Source organism: Bernardetia sp. Wsw4-3y2 (assembly GCF_037126295.1).
Classification (GTDB): Bacteria; Bacteroidota; Bacteroidia; order Cytophagales; family Bernardetiaceae; genus Bernardetia.
The window spans coordinates 4,402,319-4,427,482 of record NZ_CP147017.1 but is presented as its reverse complement, the minus strand read 5'-3'; the positions used below and the strand labels follow the sequence as shown (position 1 = coordinate 4,427,482).

Below are 25,164 nucleotides of genomic sequence, written 5' to 3'. Positions count from 1 at the left end.
TTACAAAATCACAACTTAACTTTTAAACAGACAGGGATGTCTATTTTACTTTACTTAACTATGAAAAAAACAATTAGTGCATCACTTGTCAATATGTTTCATGTCTGTCAGCGTGAACTTTGGCTACACGCCAATCATATCAATATGGAACAAACTTCTGATTTGGTTTATGAAGGAAAACTGATTGGAGAAGAAAGCTATCCACAACGAACTAAAAATTTTCGTGAGGTAGATTTAGGAATTGCCAAAATTGATTTTTACGATTACAAAAACAAAGTCGTACACGAAACCAAAAAATCGGATAAGCTAGAACACGCTCACATCGCACAAGTAAAATATTATTTGTATCTGCTAGAAAATGCAGGCGTAGAGAGTCCGACAGCTATTTTAGAATATCCAACAGCTCGCAAAACACACAAAATCAAGGCTTTAACTCCTCAAGACAGACAAGAAATTGAAAACTGGCTTTCTGAAATTGAATTGATTTTGGAACAAGAAACTTGTCCTGCTTTAGTCAAAAAACGCTATTGCAAAACGTGTTCGTATTTTGATTTGTGTTATGTAGGTGTTTTTGAGGAAGATTGATTTTATTCATTAAACAGTATCACAGTAGTTCAGACATCCTTGTCTGAACAAAAAAATACGTTTTGCTTACCAAATACAACAGTCTAGAAGACTGCTCAGTCCTCTGACAAAAGATTTTGAAACGAGATAAAAAAAAGCCATAATTGAGTTTCTTACAAAATTTTTCTCACAAATTTTTCTCAATTATGGCAAAAGCAAAGTATGCTTCTAGTGGTAAAGTTACAAAATTAGTTACTGTTTTATCTTCTCATTTAACAGAGTTTCATTTTGCACGAGTTCAATTTATAGGTCTTTTTGTAATAGCTGTTATAAAAGTAGGATTAGGAGGGTTGATTCAAATTGCTACAGCTTTTGAACGGAATGTAGAGTGCAGCTCCTCTTTACGTCGTATTGAACGCTTTTTAAATCACTATAACCTTGATTTTAAGGCAATTACTCTTTTAATTGTTTCTTTACAAGGTATTGATAAGTGGAAGGATATTGTTTTATGTCTTGACCGTTCCAATTGGAAAGTGGGTAAAAAAAATATAAATATTTTGTTACTTTCAGCAGCTTATAAAAATGTTTCAGTGCCTCTTATTTGGTCTGTTTTTCCAAAAAAAGGAAACTCTTCTACTGAAGAACGCATCGAATTAATAGAACGTTTTTTATCTATTTTTCCTAACCTATCTATTTCTTCTATTGTAGCAGATAGAGAGTTTGTAGGTCAAAAATGGTTTACTTATTTATCAGGAAAAAACTTTGATTTTGTAATGCGACTAAAGTCTAATTTTAAAGCGACTAGAAAAGGTAAAACAAAGTCAATTGCAGCCTGGTGTAGAGGACTGGCTATTTCAGAAACGTATCATTTAGAGGGTGTTTTTATAGTCAATGGTGTAGAAGTATATTTATCTGTAAGTAGAACACAAAAAGGATATATTTATCTAGCTTCACCTGTTTTTTTAGAAAACGCTTTTGAAATTTATAAACAACGTTGGGAAATAGAAACGCTGTTTAAAGCACTAAAAACACAAGGTTTTAAGCTAGAAAATACAAAATTGACAGAACCAGAGAAAATAGCTAAATTACTTGCTCTTTGTTCTATTGCATTTGTTTGGTGTTACAAAGTAGGGGAGTGGAAACATAAAAAAACGAAAATAAGAGTCTGTTCAAATGGATATAATGAATACTCTTTTTTCCGATATGGATTACTAGAAATCAAAAAAATACTCAATAATCCAATGAGTAAAGAAACTAAATTCAATCAGAAAATTAAAGTTTTGTCAATGGAGTGAGAGAAGACTGTTATACACAACTAGCCGTAATAATCTTTATTCTAATTTTTTTCACAACTAAACTACTTATATCATGAGAGAAGAAAAATATATTATGTCTTCGGGCAGACTCTTACGCATTGATAATTCTCTTCGTTTTATTCGGATAGACGAAGAAGGAAACGAAACAGGAAAAAAAGATTTTCCCATTCATAGCTTGAGTAATCTGTATATTTTTAGTAATAATATGGAAGCTAACAATAATTTATATATGTTTTTGAATAAACATGGCGTTGGGGTTCATTTCTTTGATTACTACCAAAATTATGCAGGTTCGTTTGTGCCTAAAGAGCAGCTATTATCAGGAAAAGCACGAATCGTACAAGCCAAAACATTTATTGATGAAAAAAAACGACTTTATTTGGCTCAACAGTTTGTTATTGGAGCTATTCAAAATATGCGTATTGTCTTGAAATATTATCAAACAAGAAAAGAAGATTTTGATAAAAGCATTATAGAAAAACTAGAATTGTATTTAGAAAAAGTTCCGAAAGCCACCGATATATCTATGTTGATGGGATTAGAAGGAAATGCTAGAATTATCTATTATTCTGCTTTTGATAGCATTTTATCGACTTTTAAATTTGAAAAAAGAAGTAAAAGACCTCCTCACAATGAAGTAAATGCACTTATTTCTTTTGGTAATACGATGCTTTATACAGCGTGTATGAATGCTATTTTTCAGACTACTTTAGACAGTACAATTAGTTTTTTACATTCTCCGGGGGCGAGGCGTTATTCTTTGGCTTTGGATTTGGCAGAAGTATTTAAGCCTTTTATTGTGGACAGATTGATTTTTAGTTTGGTCAATACGAAGCAAATTCAGTCTAAACATTTCAAAAAACAGGATAATGTGTGTCATTTAAATGAAAAAGGAAGAGATGTTTTTGTAAAAGAATTTCAAAAATTTATGAAGACTACTTTTAAGCATCGTGGTTTGAATCGTCATGTAAGTAAGCGTCATTTGTTAGTTTTAGAATGTCATAAACTAACTAATTATATGATGGGAATGCAGTCGGATTATCGTCCTTTTAAGGCTCGTTGGTAAATCAGTTATCAGTGCAAAAATGAGTTTCTCTTTTGTTTTAGTATAAAAAAGACTATTTTTAATTTAATTTTTATATTTATGTATATAATTTTGATGTATGACATGGATTCGAAGAGGGTGGGGAAAATGCTCAAACTTTGTCGACAGTATTTGAATTGGATTCAGAACTCTGTTTTTGAGGGGGAAATAAGTCCACCTAAATTAAGAGAACTTTCTGCAAAAATGAAAATGATTATGGATGAGGAGTATGATAGTGTTATCATTTTCAAGCATCGTAGGAAAATTGCGATGGACAGGGAAGTGATTGGAGTAGAGCGTAATCCGTTGGATGATTTTATATAAAATTATCGATTTTGAATAATTTTTAAAATGTGTTATTTTAGGCAATAGAGAGGCATTGTGTCGTCTAGGTCTAAAAAAATGTTCTTTGACGTATTGAAAAACTAAAACATTTTTACAAACCTCTGTTAATCAGGGTTTTATGTGTGTCGTCGTACCCTCGGGTTTTTCTTATTATTGGGGTAAGACGACAAAATTGTCGAATTTCAGAAAAAAAATAGGGCTTTTCTTTGCAGAAACCAATTTTTTTTCTGACTTTGCAACGACTATTAATCGAATCCATTTGGGATTGAAACTTAAAGACTGCTACGCTTTCTGGGTGCATTGTGCCACTATTAATCGAATCCATTTGGGATTGAAACACAAATTGGTCTTTTATATTGGTTACAAAATCATCTACCTATTAATCGAATCCATTTGGGATTGAAACTGATACATCAATCAATCACAAATTCAAGTCAAAGATCTATTAATCGAATCCATTTGGGATTGAAACTTCCATTTATACCTGTTACCCCCAAGGCAAGAGTATACTATTAATCGAATCCATTTGGGATTGAAACCAGCTCATTTGCAACTCTCCATAAACTCTAATTGTACTATTAATCGAATCCATTTGGGATTGAAACAATTCCTTAGAAACGCAAACGAATGAAACCGTCGATGCTATTAATCGAATCCATTTGGGATTGAAACTCTTGCTTAATATATTTGTATGTTGTCTTTCCTTTCTATTAATCGAATCCATTTGGGATTGAAACATATTTACATTTTCCATTATGATTTATTATTTAACTATTAATCGAATCCATTTGGGATTGAAACTACTTCTTTATAGTCTAAGATTTGTTTTTTAATTTGCTATTAATCGAATCCATTTGGGATTGAAACCCTTAAATTCTTTTGCTCTTCCAAACATTTCAATTCTATTAATCGAATCCATTTGGGATTGAAACTTACTAAAGGATTACAGAGTAACTAAAACTGAAAGAAATTAATCGTACCAAAAATACGATTTACAAAAATTATTCTTACAAAGAAACTTACCTAAATATTTAAAAAACAATATTTTTTAATCAATTGCAATAATTTTATTTATACTATAGTTAAGTTATAAATTTGTAATTTATAACACAAATTTCTATGTTAAATCAAATAAATGCACATCCTAACACTTATTTTTGATAAAAATGAACACATTTAGTAAAAACATAACAATTTATATTCTTGTAATTACAACAGGAGTAGTTTTTATCTCTTCTTTGATAGATACTATTGAAGAAAGTATATTCAAGATGGAGTACTTTACTAACATGGAGGAAGGAATATACGGGAAACTAGATTCTTTAAATCTTAAACAAGAAAAATTAGTAAAAATAGGTCAAGAACTTTTTGAAGAAAACTGTCTTCGATGTCACTCTGTCAATGAAAAGGTTATAGGGTCTGCACTTGTTGGAGTAGAAAATCGTTGGGAAAGTAAGAAACAATTAATACAGTTCATTAAAAATTCTAAAGACATGATTAAGAAAAATTCACACACTCCACACGTATACAAAGAGTATGGACAAGTAATGCCAAATTATGATTTTTTGGATGATGAGCAAGTTAAAGCAATTTTGTTCTATATAAAATATCAGTCTGGAGAAAAAGTATATATCAAATTATAGATATACTTAAATCAAATTAGAGTATTGGACATTGGATATTTTTTTCCATCTGCTCGGTCGGACTCCTCAAAGGTGTCAAGACAGTTAAATATACGAATTGTCTGACACTTTAAAAGTGTACTGACAGATTCATGTCCAGTACTCTAAAATCAAATACTTTATGTGAGTAAATATTGATGCTCTTTACGTAAATAGTAGAATATCCCGTTTAATCAACATTAAGATTTGTAGAGCCACTATTAATGACTCTGTCAGGTTCTTCCATTAGGTCAATTCTTTTAGTTTCATCAGGTTCTAATATATAAGAAGCACCTGTAACACTAAACGATCCATTTTTTGTGTTAGATAAATTAGTTACAGTAATGGTAGCTGTAGAAACTTCGTAAGATTCTCCTGGTTTTAATATCATAGTTCAGTATATTTAGAAAATTAATTCCTACTCTATTAAGGCTTTTCAGAATACGCCTATCAAAAGGTTGATAATTCAAAGTTAAGGACTTGTTCACTCAATAACATCCGTAAAAATGCTCTTTTTAAAAAAACAGTAAAAACACTTAGTGGAAGCTATATTAAATAGAAGTTTTTTTTCAAAAGATTAGGTACTAAGATAGTAGCTAACCTTTTTAACCAAAGTTTTATATTTCAAGTGTGTAAGAATAACAATTGAATTTCAAATTTATCATCCATTCAATAACCTCAATAAACTATAAAAAAATGTACTCATTTCCTTTTTAGTAAGTCACATTATACCAAAAACCTCATTTAAAGCCAAAAAAAGAGGCTGTCCGAAAAGGTCAGCCTCTTTTTATGCAGCTATTTTTTGTAATTCTTCTTTTTGGTTGATTTTTTTGATGATGCAAACAAATTTTGTCTTTTGGTGATTTTTTTGAGTATAAAAAAAGGTGCAAAAAGATGATTTTTTAGAATTGAAAGTATTTTTTAGCTTATCGGCAGTTTTTGCCACCATTTTTCTAAAATTATGTCCAAGAGCCATCAATAGAAACTCCATTTCTACTTTTACTAATCCCTTAAAAGTAAATCGATTAAACTTATTATTATATTTGAGATGCCCAAAAACAGCTTCTACTTCTATAGGGCGTTTACTGCGCTGCTCTAATCCTTTCTCACTAGTTAGTAAATTTCTAGCTTTCTCTTTTAGTTGGTTTAAACGATGATTCACTTGTATTATTCTATTGCCTTCAGCTTTATGACATAAATTGCGAAGAGGACAATCTTGACACCTTTTTGCTTGATAATAAGATACTTGCGATTCGTATCCATTACTTGAAGTACGTTTTCCATCTCTTATTTTCTTCATTCTTTGCCCCATCGGACAGACATAAAAATCTAATTCTTTGTTGTAAAATAAATTCTGAACTAAAAAAGGATTATTTTTCATTTTCCTTTTTTGCTCTTTATGGAAATAATTGTACTTAACGTAGGCAGTAATTTCTTTTTTTTCAAGTAATTCATAATTTTCTTCACTTCCATAACCTGCATCAGCTACTACTTCTTTACTTTGTTTATTGTACTGATTTTCAAATCCTTCTAAATGAGAGGATAAAGTGGTGGTATCTCCTGCCGTTTGATGAATAGAAACGTGGGTAATAAATTGATTTTCTGTGGACACTTGAGCATTATAAGTAGGTTTGAGTTGTCCATTTTTCATGTGATCTTCTTTCATCCGCATAAAAGTAGCATCCGTATCTGTTTTACTATACGAGTTTCTACAACCTAAAATTTTCAGAGACTCTTCATATTTACTTAATCTAGGAAGATATTCATCTTGCATTTTTTTTAGTTCTCTTGCCTGTTGTTTACTCGGTTCTTTTAGTTTTTTATTGATTTGAGCGAGTTTTTCTTTTAATAATTCTGAATCTAATGGAGTAGATACTTCTTCTTTATTTTCTTCTTGATTATCTGATTGAATACTACTTTCAATATCAGATAAAATTTTATTTACTTTAGTTTCTAACTTTTCTTTATTTTTTTCAATACTACCACGCCAAACAAAAGTATAACGATTAGAACAAGCCTCTATTTTTGTTCCATCAATATATTGAACATCAAGACTTACATAACCCATTTCAACCAACATTTTAACAACTTCTCCAAATAAACGATGAATGTGTGCCTTCAAAATTTTACCTCTAAAGTCATTAATTGTTCTAAAATCTGGTGTAGAATTGCCTGATAAATACATAAAATGAATATTCTCCCCAAGAGCTTTAGCTATTTTACGACAAGAATAAATATTGGATAAATAAGAATAGAATAGCACTTTAACGAGCATTCTTGGATGATAAGCTGAACAACCTCCACCTTTGTATTGAGAAATCAAATCGCTAATATCCAATGAATCAACCACCTTTTCAACTAAACGAACAGGATGGTGAGCTGGAATTTTGTCAAATATATTGACAGGAAAAAGTTCGGGCTGCTTACCACTTTGGTTTTTGAAAACTACTTTTGCCATAGGCTATATAACGTTAGTATAAAAGTATATATACCTCGAAAATAAAAAAAATTAACCATAAAAAAAAGGCTATCCGTACTTTTCGGACAGCCTCTTTAGTCTTGTGGAGCTGGTGGAAATACTATACTAATTTTTAAAACACTATTTATCAACAAGTTATAAGTATTTTTTTTTTGTGATTGTCGTTTTAGTTGTCGAAAATTGCATAAAGATGTATCTATTTGTCAACTTTTAACTCCTTCCATAACTAACCACCTCACTTTTCTTCATTTATGAGTTTAGCCAACATCTCATCCTTAATCTGCTGCGTTCTATTACTCACATCAAACTGAAAAGCACTTAATAAGACTTGCTCATTTTCACCTGTTTGTTTAGATAGAATCTCAGCTTGATTTTTTAAAATGATTTCAAGGTGCGCCTGGATAGAAGCATTCGAAGCGATGGTATTTGCAAATAATTTTTCTGTAGAAATTGAAGACATGTTTTTTTGAATAAAGATGAACTACAAATTTACTCTTCTTCTTTCTCATACAAAAAAATACTTTTCCCATTCTCAATACTCATACTTGGAGTGCCATTAAATTCTGAAACTTTTCCAGTAACACAAATCGTTTTTCCTTTCAAATATTCTTCAGGTTTGTATGGAAAGTTTTTAACATTGTTTGCAAAAATTGAAACTGTAAAAACTTGATTAGGGAAGGCTCTGTCTAAGTTGATAAAAATATTTCCTTTACCTGATAGCTTGGTACTGACAACCGTTCCACAAATTGTTACGTTTTTATTGTTACCGACTTTATACTTGGCTTGATTGGTATTAAAATATCCTTTAGGCAATGACATAACAGCTATTGGTTCTACATCTTGTTGTTCATCGCTCGGTATCCATTCTTTACCATCCGTCATTAATTCTAGTTTATTTTCTAATTCATCCTCAAGACTTGGAAAAAAATCTATCTGTGTTAGTTTTTCTATCTCATCAATGGAGGTTGTGAAACTAGTCAGTAGAGAAGTAGAAGATGCGTTGGGAAGTAAAAAAGCAATTCCACGATTATTTTTTAAATCAATGGCTATTTTTACATACTGTTTCGGAATAGCTACCTTATTAACACCTCTTTCTATTTTTGGTAAATCTTGACTAAGAATAGGCAATGTAACTACATAGAGTGGAGTATTATTTTTGATAACATACCCTCTCAAAGCATCTTCCAAGTGTGCCCAAATATCTCTATTGAATTCAGCTTTTTGAGGACTCATATTAGAATATAAAAAGGATTCCGAAAGTGCTTTTTCTGACCATCTAAAGTCAGCAGATGGAGCTAAATGACCTCTGTCATATCCAAAGCCATCATACTCCAATTTTCCATTCTCTAAAGTATCTACTAAAAAGTAATCTTCTTGTTTGGAAGAGCCTGTACTAACCTTATCATCTTCTCTAAAATCATTGCTTCTACCAAAACTCGTTTGAACAATATCTGGAGTGATGATGTGAGTAACCCATCTCGCCTGTTCAAATTCCTCAGCATAGCCAAGAATCATTGCTGAATGAGTAATTATTTGATCTTTAAAATCTGATTTTGGCAATCCAACTATATTCAAATCTTCAATTATTTTTAGAAGTTTTAAGCTGTCCAACTCATTTGTTGTGATGATTAATTTTTGCTCTAAACTCTCTTGCTCTTGCTTAAAGGTCTGAATTTGTTCGCTTAATGTTTGAGCTTTTGAACTAGTAAAGCAAAAAAGTATAATCGAAAGGATAAACAATTTTCTCATTTTGAATAAGGGGTTTTGTGGTAGGAATAGAAATATACAAAAACCTTATTAGTTTATGATTTAGAACTCTGAAAATTTACTTTTTATTTAGAGACTTGTCTAGTAGATTTTGAGTAACCTCCAATTGGTACTTTAAAAATTTTACTTCATCCCTAAGAAATTCATTCTCTTTTTTTATTACTTCCAATTCTACAGAATGATTGCTCTGATAAATATCACTTAATTTTTTTGATTGATTAATAATGTTATGATGGTCTCCCATAACGTAATTTTTATTTTTAAAATTATCAAAAATGCTGTCAGCTTGCAAAAACACAATATTTTGTTGTATTGGAGGTGTTTTTTTATTATCTAAGTTTTCCAATGTCGTAAAAATGCTTGCATAAAAATAAAAAGTATTCTAAGTTCGAAGAGTTAGTGATTTGGTAGATAAAAATAAAATAAGAAAAGACCATTTAAATTATTTAAGTAGTCTTGATAAATTATACTTTCCTTATATACTTAATGACAAAAAACACTTCGTAATTACAGATTTTATATTAAAAAAATCAATTACTTTATAAGCTATTGTTTTTCAGAAACTTAGAATTATTATATTTTTTAGAGTTTGTTAAGGGGTGTTAAGAAATTTAGAAGAGTCTTATTCTATTCATACTAGATAATGATTCTTTTTTCTATAAAAAAGCATGTGTTTCTATAAATAAAAACGTAACTTTGCACCTACAAATCCCCTCTATTACTATTTATTATTTCTACACAGAATTATTCAAGATTATAAATTACATTCTCAATCCCAAGAATAGTAATTTTTAATTTCATAATTCGTAATTGAATTTCTTTGATGACAAAATCATATTCTAATTTACGCAGCCTACTTTTTGTATGTGCTGTTTTTTTGTTGAGTAGTTTTTATACTACTTCTGTTTTTAGTCAGTGTGACGGTTACACTACCAACGAAGATTTTAACCCTAATGATACTGGTTATGGAAATGGAAATGACATTATACATCACATTACAAACAATAGTTATCCAATCATACCCGAGCACATTTATGCTACCAAAATTTTACCTAATGGAAAAATAATGATAGGAGGAAGTTTCTTTTCGTATGCTATGATAGATAGAAAAGGGTTAGCTAGACTAACTAGAGATGGCAAACTAGACGAATCATTTCAAGTTGGTTCTGGCTTTGAAGGAGGATTTGTAAGGGATATTGCAGTTCAACCTAGTGGTAAAATACTAGTAGCAGGAGATTTTACTACTTATAATGGAGTAGCAGTTAAGCCCATAATTAGATTAGATATAAACGGAAATATTGATAATACATTTGACTCTCACGTATCTAGAGGTCGTATACTTGATATAGAGCTAATTTCTGGTGGAAAAATAGTAGTTGCAGGAAAATTTCACTATGATTATAATGGTCGTTCAAGACAAGCATTTGCTAGACTGAATGCCGATGGTACATTGGATTCTAATTTCGATGTTCCAGCCTATTCTGCTCTTGACTTGGAAGCTAAGAAAGTAAAAAAACTAGCTAATGGAGAGTTAGTTATATCTTTATATATAAATGGTACTTCTGAATTATTTGTTCTTCGCAATGACTTAACACTAGAAGAATTTAGCCCTTCTTTCTATGGTTCTATCGAGTATATAGAGGTAGATAATAGTGGGAAATTACTTGTTGCTGCTAGTCGAGGTGGACGTTACGCATCGGAGTTATATAAACTAAATCAAGATGGAACTCTTGATTCAACCTTTCGATTTGCCGAACCAGTTGATTATATAGCACTTCAAGGAGATAAAATATTAGTAGGAGACAGGATAACAGGTGTAAGACGTCTAAATTCAGATGGTTCACTTGATACTACTTTTTCCTTCAAAAAAGATAAAATTAATACAGGAAATTATGTCCGTTATAGAGTAACTGGCTATGAAGAGTCATATGCAGATGCACCCTATCTTATTACTACTAAGCCAGATAATACATTTATTGTGACATTTACGAATGAAGATACACCTCAAGCAGGTATTTCAGGAGATGTTCGTCTTATAATGGGTTTTAAAAAGGATGGTGATATAGATAACACTTTTAACTTAGGTACAGCAGCAGACCATCAAATTCAGTTTGTACACAGATATGAAGATGGAAAAATCTTGATTGCAGGAAAATTTACTAGATACAATGGAAAATACGTAGGGGGAATAGCTCGTCTGTTACCCAACGGTGAACTAGATGATTCCTTCTTTTTTAAAGACAATGATATTTTTGTACGTAACGAATATGAAATTCCTTACATTAACAAATACACTGATGTTTATATGGCAGATATGCATGTGCAAAAAGATAATAAAATAGTATTATCAGGTAGATTTGACTTTGAACAGAATGGAGTAATCGAAAGCACACTACTAAGATTAAATCAAGATGGAAGTATAGATAGTAGTTTTAATGTCTCAAAAAGTATTATTATTTCTGGAGATGATATTGCTGATTTTGATATTCAGAGTGATGGAAAGCTAATTGTACTTTCAGAAAATGGTCGTTTGATAAGACTTAATCAAAATGGCTCATTAGATTCTATGTATCGTACTTCTTCCTATTTAAGTTTAAAACACGACCTTTTAGAAATAGACAGTCAAGACAGAGTTTATTGTGTTTCAGAAAAAAGATATAGAGCAATCGTACGCATTGATACCACTGGTAGAAGGGATAATACATTTATCTCTCCTGACTATGATATTATTACTGATTATTCTATTCAGCAAGATGGTAAAATAGTAGTATCTTACAAGTCTAGAGCTACAGAACCTTATCCATCGTTAGTAGAAAGGTTAAATACAGATGGAACAGTAGATGAATCTTTTGAGATAAAAAATCTTAACCAAATTCTACCTAATGCTACGCCTACAACTACATTTAAACCTTCAGTCACAGTAAAAAATATAACTGTTCAGCCAAACGGAAAGATAGTTATTGTTGGAGAGTTTTATGCTAATATAATGTTAGCTACTGGGTTTATGTTGAGATTAAATCAAGATGGTAGTTTGGATGAAGAGTTTGGTATAGAAAATCTTGCTAGTTCTGTTATAAATGATGTAGCTCTGATTGATGAAGGAGATGAAATGATTGTAGTAGGTGCTTTTACGGATTTTAAAGATGTGGGACGCAACCGAATAGCAAGTATAAAGCGAAATACACCTATTGTTCCTATTGTCAAGGGTACTAGTAATCTAATTGATGCATGTCCTAACTCTACAATTACTCTTCAATCTAGTGGAATAGGTACACTATATTGGTACAATGATACTACTGCTAATCATGTAGCACAAGGCAATTCTTATATTACACCTAGACTTGCTGCCGATACTACTTACTTATTTGTTAAAGATTCAATCACAAATTGTAGTAGTGGTTCTTTCAGTAAAGTTATGATAACTACTTTGAAGGGTATTAGAGCAAAAGGGAAAACATTGGATGTGTACTTGGACGAATCTGGAAAGGCTATAGTATATGCCCAGCAATTAGATGGTGGAAGTGTAGTAGGCTGTCAAGGTAGTATCGTTTCTCATCTATATATGAATGGCGAGAGTTCAAAGATTTTTTCTTGTGTAGATATCGGCACTTTACAAAGTATAGATTTTGAAGTAAAATCGAATACAAATAGTAGTGCAATTGCAACTGGATTCGTAAATGTAAGAGATACAATAGTACCAAGGGTTAGTGTAAAGGCTCTTCTACTATCATTCGAATCATCCAACCAAGTAACAATCAAAGTAAACGATTTTATTGTCTCTTTAAGTGATAATTGTACAGATTCGGCAGCTATACAAGTAGTTTTTGATGATACAGGATTAAAAAATAAAGTAATAGATTGTAGTATTTCTTCTCAAATGCAGTTTAACCTTAGAATTAGAGACCAAGCAGGTAATCAGTTTATTCAGCCTGTAACTATTAAAAGTCCTTTTGCTGTTTCACTTTCTGCTAACAGAACATCTATTTGTCCAAGTGAAGAAGTATTACTTTCTGCAACAGTAAATACAGAATTTTTATACAACTGGTTTAGAAATGGGACAGCTATTTCAAATGAATCAGCTACTTTTGTAACTTCTGAAGTTGGAAAATACAAGGTAGAGGTTACTACAACAAAAGGGTGTAAAATAGAATCAAATGAAGTAGAAATTGTAGAAACACAAGCTCCAAACGCAATAATTACAATAAACAAAGAAAATTCTTTTGATAAAACGATTACCGTTTCACCTTCTGATTCTATTGTTGCAGTTGTTTGGTTTAAGGATGGAAATGAAGTAGCTAGTTTTGCAAATCAAAGAACCATTCAACCAACGGAAAGTGGAAATTACAAAGCGAAATTAACTTATCTTTCAGGCTGTGAGTTTGAAACAGAAGAAAAAGCATTTACTTTCGATATAGCAACTGGAATTGAAGAAGAATCTACAAAAATCTTTACGGTTTATCCAAACCCAAATACTGGTTCATTCAAAGTAGAATTTGCTACCACAACCAATCAAAAGACAAATCTTGTTGTAGTAGATGCACTAGGTAGAACTATTTACAGTAAAGAAATTTCTAGAAACGAAAAAACTACTACTATTACACTTCCAAAAATAAGTGCAGGTGTTTATGTAGTCCAGATTGTTTCTCAAGGAAAAGTATATACAAAACAACTTGTTATTCAATAAAAAAGAGTTGTCTAATCCTGAAAAAAGAAAAATCAGGCAGTCTTATAGATTGCCTGATTTTTCTTTTTTAGAGGTTCTTAATTGAATATTTCTTCTTAATAGATTGGGTTATACAAACCTCAAAAAACAAACTCATTCAATTCCTTTTTGATTTGTTTCCATTGATGGAAGTGGTGGTTCATGTAGGTGTAGAAACGTTCGTTATGGTGGAATATGCTTTATAGTTAACTTGATAACTTTTTAAATCATCTCACCTTTAGACTAAAAAAACGTATTTAATAGTTTAATTAAGCTTTTTAAAATACTCTGACACACTATCTCCTATTTTATAATCTGTAATTATACCCTTATCGTCTCGCATAAATTTGACGGTATCTTCATTTAAGTCAGTAAAAACATCTCTTTCTATGTAAAATAAGGGATAATCCTGACTATCTAAACGTGCATATAGTGAAGAATCCTTTGAGTCTACATAGAGTTGAATACTCTTTCCGTTAGTGTATTCATATATCCCTGTATAGTCATTAATATAATTTATATCTATATAACCTTTGTATGGGTTTTCAGATAATAATAATCCTTCTTGTGGAATCCATTTATCATATTCCATGTGATAAGCAATTCTACGAGCTGTATTAAATCCTTTTATTTTTGCTACTACATGTAAAGCTCCATCTATTCCAGCAGAAATACCTGCTGTAGATATGACTTTTCCGTTATCCACAAAACGAACACTTTTAACAACCTGTATTTTAGGAAAGTCTGTCTCTAGTCTATTAAGAGCATTATGAAAAGTTGTGGCTGTCTGGTCATCTAGTATATCAGCTTTCGCTAATGCAAATGCTCCTGTACAAACAGAAAAATGATATTGTATATCTTGTTGCGCTTTAATCCATTTAACTACTTCATCTGAAAATGCAGCTTCTGAGTTCCCTCCAAAAAAAGCTAGAATATCAGCTTTAGGCGAATTTTGAATAGAATATTGTGGTACTATTTTTAAAATACCTTGAGAAACAATAGGTTCTTTAGTTTCTGAAACTGTAAAGACATCAAACCCTGCATAGGCAAAAACCTCCATAGGTCCAGCAAAATCTAGTACTTCTACTCCATCTTGAAGATAAAAAGCAATCTTCATATTCTCTTTTTTTTCATAAGAGAGTTCACTTTTCTTAATTAACATCATTCCACAGTGTTCACATGTACCCATTGAAGAGTACTCTAGATTATCACATTGACTATTACAAGGTGGGCATACATAAGTATCATGCCTTTGAGAAATGTTATTTAAAGTATAAGCAGCTGATACAATGACCACTAAAAATATAAATATTAATTTTTGCATAGTTTAGAAATGGTTTAGGAGTGATATAATTTTTATACAAAACTATATAGTTCCTTGCTAGTTTAATAGGACAACTATACGCAGTATTAGGACATTTTTTTTGTAGCAATGAATGCTGAAGGAAGTATATTTTTATATTTTTTTATTAGTGTTCTCAGTTGGTTTGTACTCTTTAAACCTACTTGCTGAGTAACATAGTCTACTTTATGCCCATCTATTAACAACTGGGAAGCCTTTTCTACACGAAGCTTTTCTATATATTTTCCAATAGTTATTCCTGTACTAAATTTAAACACTCGTGTTAAGTTTCTAGAGCTTATACAAAAAATTTCGGCAAGTTTATCTATAGTTATAGAAGCATGTAGATTTGAAATAATATAGTCTTGCATTTCGTGAATACGATTATCCAAATGATTTCTATATTGTAAAAAAATACTTAGTTGTGGGTCAGTATTACTTCTTCGAAAATATACTACTACTTCTTTAGCTATATCTGTTGCTAACTTAGCTCCATATAGTTCTTCTAAGATGAACAAAGAGATATCTATACCTGAACTTACCCCTGCGCTTGAATAAATATTTTTATCTCTAATAAACAGTCTATTGTGAAACAATTTAACTTTGGGATAATGCTTTTTAAAAGTTTCCAAATATTTCCAATGTGTTGTGCAATTTCTGCCACTAAGAATACCTGATTCAGCTACTAGAAACGCCCCTGTACAAATAGAACAAATTTGAACTCCTCTTGCATGTTGCTGACCAAGCCATTTGAGAAAGGGTGTTATGTGATTTATAAAATTATTATTTGAAATCAGCGAGTAATCTATACCTGGTATAATAATAAAGTCTGTTTCTTTAAGATAGAATTTACTAAAATGAGTAAGTTTATTTATAGATAAACCAGCACTGCTTTTAATCTCAGTAGACTGATTTATGCTTGCATAGTTTAAGACTAAATCTGCTCCATATTCCTTAGCCTCATAGAATATATGAGCAGCACCACTTAGATCAAGTAGATGAGTATTTGGAGGGACAATGAATAAAATACATCTCTGCATTATAACTGTGTTACTAGCTGGCTTTTTGTTTTTCAAATCTTTTCATCATTTTAAATAAATCATGTCTACTCCTTTGATCAAGTTCTTTTTTCTCAATAATCATTCGAGTAATATCACATAATTCTTCATCAAATTCTTCTTGTCTAATCCATGTAGCTGCTCTTATACCCCAGTGTCTAGTCGAAGTCAAAGAAAACTTAATGATTTCTTTAATAGGAAAAGTATTAAAATTCTCAACAAGCATACCATTTAATTTTAACCCATTTTTTACTAGTTCTTCAATCTCAATCCGTTCTTTATCAATAATTGCCATTATATGATAGCAGTCTTCTCGATTTTTAATAATATATAAACCTTCGGTTCTGGGTGGCTCAAATCCATTAATCCAAAATTCTTCCTTAGTCAGACCAATTATCCTTTTATAATCATCACCAAATGCAACTGAACAAATAGGAATCCATTCGATAGTGACATCATTTATAGTTGTTCCTAATTTCCAGTCTATTTTAGAATTAATCATATAATCTATCTATTTGGCAATACATTTTTTTTAGGTGGCTGGTAAGTTATATAAATGCAACTGCATTCAATTATTTCAATTTGTTCTATCAGGCTGGAGTCAGCATCTTTTATGTACTTGCGAAGTTCGGCAAAAGACTTCCTAAGTTTTATTCTTGAATTGTTCTTCCATACCATCGTTTCAACTTTAACATCTTGCCCTCTGCTAATTTTTGGCTTGTCTTGAATTTCTTGTTTTATTAAGTCATCACAATAAGTTTCAAACTCTTCTAAATGTTGTTATTAATTAAAAAAAATCACTTGTATATTAATCTTCATTAAGTTGTTTCTCGATGTATGTCTATTCGTATCAAAAAAATAGAGCTAACCTACTTCTTATTCTGGGAAGCGTCCAAATTTATTTATTTCTTCCAACGAATCATCCCAACTTGCTTTGTTTGAGATAAAAATATGTGCAGTAGGTCGTTTTTCTAATTTTGTATCTAAACACCCTGCTGGAACTACTAAAAGTTTACCGTCCATTTGTAAATTGGGTAAAGCTGAACCACAATTTGTACAAAAGGCTTTCACATGATTACTCTTGTGGGGTTGAAATATTTTAATTTCAGTTTCCGTTTTTATCCATTCAAGTTTAGCTGTAGTAGAAAATAAATTTGCAGCATGAGCAGACCCTGTATCTTTCCTACAATATCTACAATGGCATAAATAAAAACTCTCAAAGTTACCTATAACTTTAAATTTAACTCCTTTGCATAAACAAGAACCCAAGTATTCCATTTGATAACTCCCTTTTTAAAATTATGATTTGAGTTGAAACCAATTTCTAGTGTTTTCTTTAAGCAGATCGTGTTTCTGTGTTAATTAAGCACAACGGTTAGTATATGAAAAGTAGACGATTTCGAAGCACCAAATTTTCGGTTAAGAACAAAGTTTGATATGATCCAAAAACGCTGATTTTATTGTACTAATTCGCCTATTTTTTATATACATTGTTGTGTGTTCGTTTTTTTATTAATTCCATAATTTCAGTATGTACTTTAAATGTCTGTTTAAAGTCATCTAAATTGTTTGCAGTATTTTCCAAAACAATAAGGTTCAAATTTTCCTGTGGATAATAGTAGCATGCAGATACAAATCCAGATGCATAACCCAATGCGCCAACTTGAACATTTTGTTCTCCGTCTTTGAAAAGTAGTCCATAACCATATTCAACCCTTTCAAAAATCGGATGGATTCGAGTTGCGTATTTGGTTGTCATTAATTTCAGAGTTTCTTTCGCAACTAATTTTCCCGAATATAAATTTTCGTTCCATTTTTTCAGGTCGGCTGCATTTGATATGAAACTACCAGCTGGAACATAATTGTCTAAACTATTCGTAGCAAAAACCAAAATTCCATTTTCGTTTTCTTCATAGCCTTTTACTAGGTGTTCGTATTTTTTGTTGCTAGGATGAAATGTATTTTTAAGTCCATAATTTTCAAAAAGTTCGGTCGATAATTGTTCAAAAGATTTTTCAGTAACCTTTTCAAGGATTTGAGCGAGTAGTTCATATCCCAATTGGGAATAATGAAATTGTGAACCTTGTTTAAATTTCAATGGTTTGTTCAAATCAACAATTCCGTGAGTGTGAGTTAATAAGTGATGAATGGTTACTTGTTTTGTCCAAGGCTGATTTATTTGAGTTAAGTATTTTCCAATTGAATCGCCAAGTTCAAGATTTTCCTTTTCATATTCTCTTAAAACCAATACGGCTGTAATTTGTTTGCTTATGGAACCTATTACAAATTGGTCGTTTAAGTCAAGTTTCGTTTCGTTTTCCAAATCAGAAAAACCAATTGCTTTTGAATAGATGTCGGTTGAGTCAACGGAAACTAAAATTACTCCATTGAATTTTTGTTCGCTAATTATTGAGTCAATTCTTAACGACAAGTCAGAATCGTTATTTTGTTTTTTCTGTCCGTTGGTTTGACAGGAAATTAGAAGGTAAAAAGTTATGATTATTAAACTATATTTCATTAAGTGTTCTTCTGTTTTTCAAATTACGCACAACTTGTTTATAAACGCAACTGCGTTCAATTATTTAAAAAACTTGCGTATACTCCTCCCAAAGATAGAAATAAACGCAATTATATCACTTGTCCTTTCTACTTAATGTCAAAAACTATCAAAATATGACAAATTTTTCAAAAAAACTATTTATTAATTTTTTTTTACAAAAGCAAACTTTTAGTAAACTTGTTAATATTTGTTAACAATAAGTATCATTTATCTAATACATTTGTAGGAGAATCTATTTGAGGTTTATTTTTTTAAATCAGATTTGAGCAATCCTAATCCTTTCCAAAAATCATCAGGACATTCAATATTCTCTGACTTTCCTATCCAACCATTGGTTAAATCCAATTCATATCCGTTATCTAATCTTTTGTATTTAACTGAACTAAAAATAATTTTATCCCAATCCCCAAGATATTTCAGACTATCTAATGTTGATGGATATTCTCCTTCATGAAGTTTATATAATTCTATTAGTGATATAGCAGTCTTAAAATGCTGATCACCAAACTTTTGATTTGCTTACTCTTGGAAGCCTTCAGGAAAGCAACCTGATACTATCAAGGTTATTGAAAATATAAAAATTAGCCTAATTACTTTTGTCATTACTCTCTATTTTTAGTTAAAATAAGCTCATTTTTCACGAAACTAATTCTACTTTTATTGTATCTATTGTATCAACATCGTTATTAGTATTGCCACGACGAAGTAGACAAAATAACTTGCAACGATAACACCAACCACTTTTAGATAGCTTAGTGTAGAAGAGTTTTGACGAAAAATATCATAACTAATATATACTCCAAGCATACCGATTAAGGCACCAAGTGCTCCACCAACAATTACTAATAACATAGGGAGTCCACCTAGAACATATTGAAACCACTCTAACTTAGAAGCTACGTGATGTTTGACACCGTCAATCTCCAATGTAGGTGTAAAGTCAGAGGCTGATCTAGGGTAAGCTTTAACTACCTGCCCTGAATCTGTGGGAATGAGAAAGGGTTTGCCTTTTTCCTTGGAACGTTCAACGAGAACATTGTCCTTGTGAAGCTTAGATTTACCTGTCCAGATAGATTTCTCAATTTCAAAAATTGAGTTTGGAAAGTTTGGAAGTTGAAATTTGTATTTCATAGGTGTTGTTAAGTATTTCTATGTTAAAAAATCTGTGTCAAAATGTTAAGCCTATTTTTGTTAAGCCAATGTTATAGCCAGTTTTTATTTCCATATTTTCCACCAAGATTTTTTAGTCTGTATTTCACTTTCATTTCTCAAGTCGATTGTTACTGTTCCACCTTCTTCGACTTCCCAAATTGTCGCTGTTTCAATGTCAATACAATTTAAGTTTAAAAAACTGTCTAACTGTTGAGAAATGAATTCTGTCTCCATAGCATTTGGTGAATTACCTAATCTTGGCAAAGAGATAATTGTAGTGTCGTTGTTTTCAATTTTCCTTATTCTGTCAATAAGAGTTTCAAGATTTTCTTTACTATAAGTTGTTGTTGTATCATCAGCAACATTCAAGTTTTCATCAAGCATAAAATAGTCTGTTACAAGAATTTAGAAAAATTCGTTATCCCTTTTGTCGAAATAAAATATTTCCGAAAGTCGGTTAGCTGGTTGTTGAAGTCCAGTCGTTAGCCAATTATATATTTGTTCTTGTCTACTCATTCCTACTACTCATAAATTTTAGCACCTTTAAAAAAGTCGGCAAAAGTTGACCATTCAGGCTTGTCAGCGTTTACATTTAGTTTCATATTGTCGTAATAACCTTGAACGTCTTTTGTGTATGCACTTAACGCTTCCAAAAAGTCAGGCAATGTTTTGTTTTCCCAATTTTCTGGATTGTCCAAAAAATCCTTGCGTAATAAGTCAAGGAACTTAATAAAAGTTTGTCTGTCCGTTACTATAAAGTCGTTAAGTGTGTCGTTCATAAAATTGGCTATAACTTATATATAAACGCAACTGCGTTCAATTATTTAAAAAACTTGCGTATACTCCTCCCAAAGATAGAAATAAACGCAATTATATCACTTGTCCTTTCTACTTAATGACAAAAACCACCCAAAAATGACAACAAATCTTAAAAATAAATAAATCAATTTTTAAATGATTGATTTTAAGTAAGTTACAAACGCAAAATTTTAACATATTTATTAATTTTTGTTAAGATATTAATAACTATTATCAAAATTAATTCTTTTTACTTTATCCTCTTTTCTGATTTCTAAGATTTTAGTTCTAGGAAGATAGTCTTCAATAGTTCCTAATTCATAAACTCCAGTAGGAGGGTTTTCTAGGGTAAGACCATCATCTATTACATCATAGTAACCACCATTGATAAATAGAACAGAACCTTCTATATCATCGTTTTTCAAGAAATAATCTATTTGATGTGATTTAATGGGTTCTCTAGCGACTTCTATGATAAGGGAGTTATTGTTTTTTTCTTCTATCAATAAATAGGATAAAACAGCCGTTGAAAAGGCTAAGATTAAAATGAGTAGATGTTTCATAGTTTTTTTTGATAAGATACAGATTAGTTGCAATTAAAATAAACAAAAAATAGAATACAAAAAAATCCTTCAAAATTTTAGTTTTGAAGGATTTTTTTTGATACTTACACACTTTATGAGTATTTATTTAAAACTCAACTTCTACTTCATTTCCATCCTCATCTATCTGATAAAAAACACCTTCTCTACCTTTAAAAAGGTAACGAAAATTCCCTGATTCCAAATACCATACTTTTCCCTGTACGTGTTTTATATTTTTATACATTTCACTATCTAGTACTTTTCCTTCTTTATCGAAAGTATAGATAGAAATAAGCTCTCCACGCCTATCAAAATAAGAGGCTATTTTAGGAATAGGTGTAGGTTTACCGTTCGTCAGAGAATCTATAAAAGATACTACTCGTATACTTCTAAGTAATCCAGTAGAATAATACGACTGTATTACCCCTTTTTGATAATCTGTTGAACGAGCAAGTGTTCCATTCGGATGAAACTCCTCTAAGGGATAGCCTAAATCCTGCACTCCATCTTTAAAATAGGTAATACGATACAATGAATGTTCCCTTGTTCCATATCTATTTCGATACATCTTTTCTACTCCTGTTCCATTCTTGAAGGTAGTTTGATACAAAGTACTATCTTCTTTTTCTTGAGTATATACTCTGTACTCGCCATCTCTCAACCCTTTAACATAATACTCCTCTACATTGGCTAAGTTGTAAGAGTCATATACCCATTTACCCTCTCTACGTCCTCTAAAAACTTGACCTTTAGCATTTGTTTTTCCTTTTCTGTCTATCCATCCATTAGTAATGCTAGGATTTACCTTAATACAATCTCCCTGTTCAGGTTCATGGCAGCCCCTTTCATCAGCTATTATATCATCATAATATGGTTTTTCGTTTGTAGAAAAATTTACTTTACCATTTGCATATATAGAATCAGTAGGCTTAAAATGTCCTCTGTTTATGTAGTATAAAGTAATATTTCCTGTTTGTAAAACGTAATAATCCTCATCATCAAATAGATAACTATTTTCTTTCATACATAGTTCATCTTTGTAACTATTACGACAATCATACAAAGTATCATTTATATAAATAGCGTATCTGAAGTGATTATCACGAGGTATTTTAATTATTAATGTATCTGTTTGTTGAGCAAATAAATTATTGAACATAAAACAAAAAACAATAAAAAAAAATTTATGCATAATATTTTGATACCTCCCTCTTCAACATTTTAGATTGGAAACGGAAAAAATATGTTTTTGTATTGTCATAATCCATGTAATTGGTAGTTTTACCTTTAGTAATTTTGAAAAAAGGACTTGCATATACATTTAACTCATGCAGGCTCTCATTTAAGTCTTTTTCTGCATTTGTTATAATCTTTTCATTAAAAGCAATATCATCTTGTGCAGAAGCAATATTATCTTGTAGAGTTTCTAAAAAATCAGGGTCAATTTTAGCTTCTGTTTCTTCTCCTATTTGCTTTTCATAAAGTGCTATTGCTGTTGTCTTTTCTTCTATCTTCTTTTTATAAAGAACTATCGTATCTTTATATTCTTGAATAGCTACCTTTAGTTTTCTTATTTCTCCACTATTATCATTTGTATCTTCATCAGCAAAAGGGTGTGCTAGTCCCAACATATGCCCTAGTTCGTGTATATAAGTGCCATCATGAGTTATTCCAATATCACTTTTATCTGTTGTAAAAATAAGAACCCCTTGATATTCTAAAGGACTACTACTAGAAACTCCTCCAAGTCTTTCTTCAAGTCCTTCTTTTGTTCTCTCAACATGATATTGGTCTGTTACAAAGACGATAGCTCCTTTATAGGAAGCATCAAACAGTTCTTTATATCTTTCTACCAGTTTGCTATTTATTTCCTTGTCAAACATTCCTACATCTTTATATATTTTAGAAACTTCTCCTACCGCAGGTTTCTTTTGATTATTTGTTGCAATAATATCAATTATTCGATCCTCGTAATAATGACCTGCCAACTCATCTGCCTCTTCAGCAGAATCTACCTTATTTCTTGCCTTACTAGGGTCTATTACAATATATTCCAGTTTTGGCTCTTTTGCAGGTTCAATAACACACTTAATACCTGCTTGTGCAAAACCTTTGTTTAGCTTATTATCCCTTTCAGTAGCTTTCAAAGCCGTTTCACGGAGTAAAACAGCATTTTTTAGCTCAGCTTCTTTCTTCTTTTCTGCATTCTCATTAGTAGAAGCAATTACAACAGGAATAATCCTAACTCCTAACTCTACAATGTTATTGGCTTCCATCTCTATTTTACCAACTTCTATGCCTTTGTCATCTACTAAAATGATGTCTTGTGGAGTGCTAAAAGTAGTGAGAGCTTTAATGTATATTTTGTCATGACTTTTTCCGTTTACTAATTTTTCTAAACGAATGTTATCATCTTGGTCTTTTCCTTTTGTGATTTCAAAATTCTCATTCTTTTTAAAGGTAATATATCCATTTTTTCTCTCCTCTCCTTTCACTAAAAATTTGACCTCTACCTTCACAGTTTCCCCCTCAGGCAAATTTATCCACGTAGGGATATAGTCCACTTCCTCTAATTTATCTTTCTCCTCTGTTGTTTCTGATTCAGCATCAACTGCTGTCTCCTTTACAAATCCCTTCTCATTAATTTTTGTAGTAGCGTAAAGAGCTTTTATAAGTTCCTCTCTTTTATCTTCTGTGATTCCATCTGAGATAAAAGTATTGGAAGTTTCATCAAAGATATGTGAAATCTCAGACGGCTTTACGTCTTGGAATTTCTCTATTTTTGCATCTTTTATTTCGCACCAGTCTATGCCATATCCACCCTTGAAATTTCCATCAGGTAAAACATAGGCAATTGTAAAGTTTTTTTCATCTAAAATAGTAATAGAAATACTTTTTTTATATCCTATAGAAGGAGCTGTAAGCGTGAATATATTAGGCATTTTTTAAAAATTTAAGTAATAAAGTAGTTTAATTTTCAGGAGCAAGAACCACAAGTTCAATTTTGTTTTGTTCTCCTGTAATTTGATAATTAGCAAGTCGGTCATTAGGTAAACGATTTCCTTGATATTCAAAATCGTGGTCTTTATCAGCTAAATCAATATCGATTGTTTTGCCTTCCATTCCTTCTGATTCTATTACTAGCATAATATGCTCTCCTATTTTAAACTCTGTTATTCGTGTTCCATCTTCTCCAATTGCATAATAGTCTATTATTTTCCCTTCCTCGTCTTCATTATTTAAAACAGTAATAGGAGCATTTGCACTCAAATCGGTTTTCTTCCAATAATGGTCTAAGACTTTATACCCATCGTCTATCATAATCGCAGGTGTGAGATGAATAAGTGTTGTCATTGGTTCTCCATTTTGAGCATTGAAGTTATTTTTGAAATGCACACAATGAACATCGTAGAGTTCTATAATTCTACTTTTACTTGCTGCTGTAACAGGAGAAACTACTATTTTGACATGTTTTGTCATATCCGTAGCAATTGACCATTGCATAAAACTTTGGTCTGAAGTAGTTTCGAAAATAATTTCAAAAACAGTTCCTCTAGGTTTTCCCATCGGCTTGCCGTGTTCATCTGTTGAGCGAGTAAAACGAAATTTGAAATCTAAAATATTGATTTCTTTATCTTCTATATACATTTTGGCTATTAAGCTCATTTTTCAGTGGTATTAAGAAAAGTAAAAGTTGTATTTTTCTGTAAAAGTAGAATTAATCATTTACTAAAGCAATAAAAAATTACATT

The 25,164-nt window shown here is 31.1% G+C and carries 23 protein-coding genes and 1 CRISPR repeat array; of the genes, 6 read left to right on the top strand and 17 right to left on the bottom strand.

Translation table 11 applies throughout. From position 1 onward, the window contains the following. Nucleotides 1–60 precede the first annotated feature (60 nt). The 5 genes from cas4 to V9L05_RS18455 all read left to right on the top strand — a co-directional run bounded on the left by cas4 (nucleotide 61) and on the right by V9L05_RS18455 (nucleotide 4,952). On the top strand, nucleotides 61–585 hold the full coding sequence (gene cas4, locus V9L05_RS18475) for a CRISPR-associated protein Cas4 (protein WP_338813360.1): 525 nt from the start codon (nucleotides 61–63) through the stop codon (nucleotides 583–585). 185 nt (nucleotides 586–770) lie between these two features. Beyond that, entirely contained in the window at nucleotides 771–1,859 is a 1,089-nt protein-coding gene (locus V9L05_RS18470) for an IS4 family transposase (RefSeq protein WP_338811925.1), read from the top strand. Between the two features lie 73 nt (nucleotides 1,860–1,932). After that, complete coding sequence (gene cas1b / locus V9L05_RS18465; protein WP_338813358.1) at nucleotides 1,933–2,946, top strand: type I-B CRISPR-associated endonuclease Cas1b; 1,014 nt, start codon at nucleotides 1,933–1,935, stop codon at nucleotides 2,944–2,946. Nucleotides 2,947–3,024: 78 nt separating this feature from the next. Beyond that, a complete protein-coding gene (cas2, locus tag V9L05_RS18460) occupies nucleotides 3,025–3,288 on the top strand; it encodes a CRISPR-associated endonuclease Cas2 (RefSeq protein WP_338813357.1) in 264 nt (87 codons plus the stop codon). Between the two features lie 263 nt (nucleotides 3,289–3,551). Further along, nucleotides 3,552–4,241: direct repeats of the CRISPR family, unit length 30 nt; unit sequence CTATTAATCGAATCCATTTGGGATTGAAAC. Between the two features lie 234 nt (nucleotides 4,242–4,475). After that, the gene (locus V9L05_RS18455; RefSeq protein WP_338791914.1) at nucleotides 4,476–4,952 is read left to right on the top strand and encodes a cytochrome c; all 477 of its coding nucleotides are present in this window, start codon (nucleotides 4,476–4,478) and stop codon (nucleotides 4,950–4,952) included. A 208-nt stretch (nucleotides 4,953–5,160) separates the two neighbouring features. Here the strand turns inward: V9L05_RS18455 and V9L05_RS18450 are convergent, their stop codons facing one another. The 5 genes from V9L05_RS18450 to V9L05_RS18430 form a co-directional block, all read right to left on the bottom strand. After that, nucleotides 5,161–5,361, bottom strand: a complete 201-nt coding sequence (locus V9L05_RS18450; RefSeq protein ID WP_338791915.1) for a hypothetical protein — start codon at nucleotides 5,359–5,361, stop codon at nucleotides 5,161–5,163. A gap of 396 nt (nucleotides 5,362–5,757) precedes the next feature. After that, nucleotides 5,758–7,428 (bottom strand): IS1182 family transposase, encoded by a 1,671-nt coding sequence (locus V9L05_RS18445; protein ID WP_338812234.1) that lies wholly within the window; start codon nucleotides 7,426–7,428, stop codon nucleotides 5,758–5,760. A gap of 256 nt (nucleotides 7,429–7,684) precedes the next feature. Beyond that, nucleotides 7,685–7,909, bottom strand: coding sequence for a hypothetical protein (locus tag V9L05_RS18440; protein WP_338813354.1), 225 nt, complete (start codon nucleotides 7,907–7,909; stop codon nucleotides 7,685–7,687). Nucleotides 7,910–7,938: 29 nt separating this feature from the next. After that, nucleotides 7,939–9,198: a DNA/RNA non-specific endonuclease gene (locus tag V9L05_RS18435; RefSeq protein WP_338813351.1), complete on the bottom strand. Its 1,260-nt coding sequence runs from the start codon at nucleotides 9,196–9,198 to the stop codon at nucleotides 7,939–7,941. Nucleotides 9,199–9,274: 76 nt separating this feature from the next. Continuing rightward, nucleotides 9,275–9,562 (bottom strand): hypothetical protein, encoded by a 288-nt coding sequence (locus V9L05_RS18430; RefSeq protein ID WP_338813350.1) that lies wholly within the window; start codon nucleotides 9,560–9,562, stop codon nucleotides 9,275–9,277. 477 nt (nucleotides 9,563–10,039) lie between these two features. Between V9L05_RS18430 and V9L05_RS18425 the strand changes: the two genes are divergently transcribed. After that, entirely contained in the window at nucleotides 10,040–13,900 is a 3,861-nt protein-coding gene (locus V9L05_RS18425) for a T9SS type A sorting domain-containing protein (RefSeq protein WP_338813348.1), read from the top strand. A gap of 283 nt (nucleotides 13,901–14,183) precedes the next feature. On the opposite strand, the gene V9L05_RS18420 is transcribed toward V9L05_RS18425, so the two are convergent. From V9L05_RS18420 to tssD, 12 genes are all read right to left on the bottom strand, one after another. After that, nucleotides 14,184–15,107 (bottom strand): DJ-1/PfpI family protein, encoded by a 924-nt coding sequence (locus V9L05_RS18420; protein ID WP_338813346.1) that lies wholly within the window; start codon nucleotides 15,105–15,107, stop codon nucleotides 14,184–14,186. A 221-nt stretch (nucleotides 15,108–15,328) separates the two neighbouring features. Then, on the bottom strand, nucleotides 15,329–16,336 hold the full coding sequence (locus tag V9L05_RS18415) for a DJ-1/PfpI family protein (protein WP_338813344.1): 1,008 nt from the start codon (nucleotides 16,334–16,336) through the stop codon (nucleotides 15,329–15,331). After that, on the bottom strand, nucleotides 16,314–16,820 hold the full coding sequence (locus V9L05_RS18410) for a hypothetical protein (protein WP_338813342.1): 507 nt from the start codon (nucleotides 16,818–16,820) through the stop codon (nucleotides 16,314–16,316). Before V9L05_RS18410 ends, V9L05_RS18415 begins: the two co-directional genes overlap by 23 nt. 374 nt (nucleotides 16,821–17,194) lie before the next feature. Beyond that, nucleotides 17,195–17,596, bottom strand: coding sequence for a GFA family protein (locus V9L05_RS18405; protein WP_338813340.1), 402 nt, complete (start codon nucleotides 17,594–17,596; stop codon nucleotides 17,195–17,197). 196 nt (nucleotides 17,597–17,792) lie between these two features. Further along, nucleotides 17,793–18,836 carry a serine hydrolase domain-containing protein gene (locus V9L05_RS18400; RefSeq protein WP_338813338.1) on the bottom strand — a complete coding sequence of 348 codons (1,044 nt, stop codon included), beginning with the start codon at nucleotides 18,834–18,836 and terminating at the stop codon, nucleotides 17,793–17,795. Between the two features lie 708 nt (nucleotides 18,837–19,544). Continuing rightward, complete coding sequence (locus tag V9L05_RS18395; RefSeq protein WP_338813336.1) at nucleotides 19,545–20,009, bottom strand: hypothetical protein; 465 nt, start codon at nucleotides 20,007–20,009, stop codon at nucleotides 19,545–19,547. An 84-nt stretch (nucleotides 20,010–20,093) separates the two neighbouring features. Next, complete coding sequence (locus V9L05_RS18390) at nucleotides 20,094–20,414, bottom strand: hypothetical protein (protein ID WP_338813334.1); 321 nt, start codon at nucleotides 20,412–20,414, stop codon at nucleotides 20,094–20,096. A gap of 137 nt (nucleotides 20,415–20,551) precedes the next feature. Continuing rightward, the gene (locus V9L05_RS18385) at nucleotides 20,552–20,809 is read right to left on the bottom strand and encodes a hypothetical protein (RefSeq protein WP_338813332.1); all 258 of its coding nucleotides are present in this window, start codon (nucleotides 20,807–20,809) and stop codon (nucleotides 20,552–20,554) included. A 240-nt stretch (nucleotides 20,810–21,049) separates the two neighbouring features. After that, entirely contained in the window at nucleotides 21,050–21,391 is a 342-nt protein-coding gene (locus V9L05_RS18380) for a hypothetical protein (protein WP_338813330.1), read from the bottom strand. Between the two features lie 127 nt (nucleotides 21,392–21,518). Further along, nucleotides 21,519–22,571 carry a hypothetical protein gene (locus V9L05_RS18375; RefSeq protein WP_338813328.1) on the bottom strand — a complete coding sequence of 351 codons (1,053 nt, stop codon included), beginning with the start codon at nucleotides 22,569–22,571 and terminating at the stop codon, nucleotides 21,519–21,521. Between the two features lie 25 nt (nucleotides 22,572–22,596). Beyond that, a complete protein-coding gene (locus tag V9L05_RS18370; protein WP_338813326.1) occupies nucleotides 22,597–24,354 on the bottom strand; it encodes a hypothetical protein in 1,758 nt (585 codons plus the stop codon). 28 nt (nucleotides 24,355–24,382) lie between these two features. Then, nucleotides 24,383–25,078 carry a type VI secretion system tube protein TssD gene (tssD, locus tag V9L05_RS18365; RefSeq protein WP_338813324.1) on the bottom strand — a complete coding sequence of 232 codons (696 nt, stop codon included), beginning with the start codon at nucleotides 25,076–25,078 and terminating at the stop codon, nucleotides 24,383–24,385. Nucleotides 25,079–25,164: the final 86 nt, after the last annotated feature.

Coding starts and splice junctions, on each gene's coding strand:
- cas4 (WP_338813360.1), top strand. CDS start 61: ATGAAAAAAACAATTAGTGCATCACTTGTCAATATGTTTCATGTCTGT.
- V9L05_RS18470 (WP_338811925.1), top strand. CDS start 771: ATGGCAAAAGCAAAGTATGCTTCTAGTGGTAAAGTTACAAAATTAGTT.
- cas1b (WP_338813358.1), top strand. CDS start 1,933: ATGAGAGAAGAAAAATATATTATGTCTTCGGGCAGACTCTTACGCATT.
- cas2 (WP_338813357.1), top strand. CDS start 3,025: ATGTATATAATTTTGATGTATGACATGGATTCGAAGAGGGTGGGGAAA.
- V9L05_RS18455 (WP_338791914.1), top strand. CDS start 4,476: ATGAACACATTTAGTAAAAACATAACAATTTATATTCTTGTAATTACA.
- V9L05_RS18450 (WP_338791915.1), bottom strand. CDS start 5,361: ATGATATTAAAACCAGGAGAATCTTACGAAGTTTCTACAGCTACCATT.
- V9L05_RS18445 (WP_338812234.1), bottom strand. CDS start 7,428: ATGGCAAAAGTAGTTTTCAAAAACCAAAGTGGTAAGCAGCCCGAACTT.
- V9L05_RS18440 (WP_338813354.1), bottom strand. CDS start 7,909: ATGTCTTCAATTTCTACAGAAAAATTATTTGCAAATACCATCGCTTCG.
- V9L05_RS18435 (WP_338813351.1), bottom strand. CDS start 9,198: ATGAGAAAATTGTTTATCCTTTCGATTATACTTTTTTGCTTTACTAGT.
- V9L05_RS18425 (WP_338813348.1), top strand. CDS start 10,040: ATGACAAAATCATATTCTAATTTACGCAGCCTACTTTTTGTATGTGCT.
- V9L05_RS18420 (WP_338813346.1), bottom strand. CDS start 15,107: ATGGGTACATGTGAACACTGTGGAATGATGTTAATTAAGAAAAGTGAA.
- V9L05_RS18410 (WP_338813342.1), bottom strand. CDS start 16,820: ATGATTAATTCTAAAATAGACTGGAAATTAGGAACAACTATAAATGAT.
- V9L05_RS18405 (WP_338813340.1), bottom strand. CDS start 17,596: ATGGAATACTTGGGTTCTTGTTTATGCAAAGGAGTTAAATTTAAAGTT.
- V9L05_RS18400 (WP_338813338.1), bottom strand. CDS start 18,836: ATGAAATATAGTTTAATAATCATAACTTTTTACCTTCTAATTTCCTGT.
- V9L05_RS18395 (WP_338813336.1), bottom strand. CDS start 20,009: ATGAAATACAAATTTCAACTTCCAAACTTTCCAAACTCAATTTTTGAA.
- V9L05_RS18390 (WP_338813334.1), bottom strand. CDS start 20,414: ATGCTTGATGAAAACTTGAATGTTGCTGATGATACAACAACAACTTAT.
- V9L05_RS18385 (WP_338813332.1), bottom strand. CDS start 20,809: ATGAACGACACACTTAACGACTTTATAGTAACGGACAGACAAACTTTT.
- V9L05_RS18380 (WP_338813330.1), bottom strand. CDS start 21,391: ATGAAACATCTACTCATTTTAATCTTAGCCTTTTCAACGGCTGTTTTA.
- V9L05_RS18375 (WP_338813328.1), bottom strand. CDS start 22,571: ATGTTCAATAATTTATTTGCTCAACAAACAGATACATTAATAATTAAA.
- V9L05_RS18370 (WP_338813326.1), bottom strand. CDS start 24,354: ATGCCTAATATATTCACGCTTACAGCTCCTTCTATAGGATATAAAAAA.
- tssD (WP_338813324.1), bottom strand. CDS start 25,078: ATGAGCTTAATAGCCAAAATGTATATAGAAGATAAAGAAATCAATATT.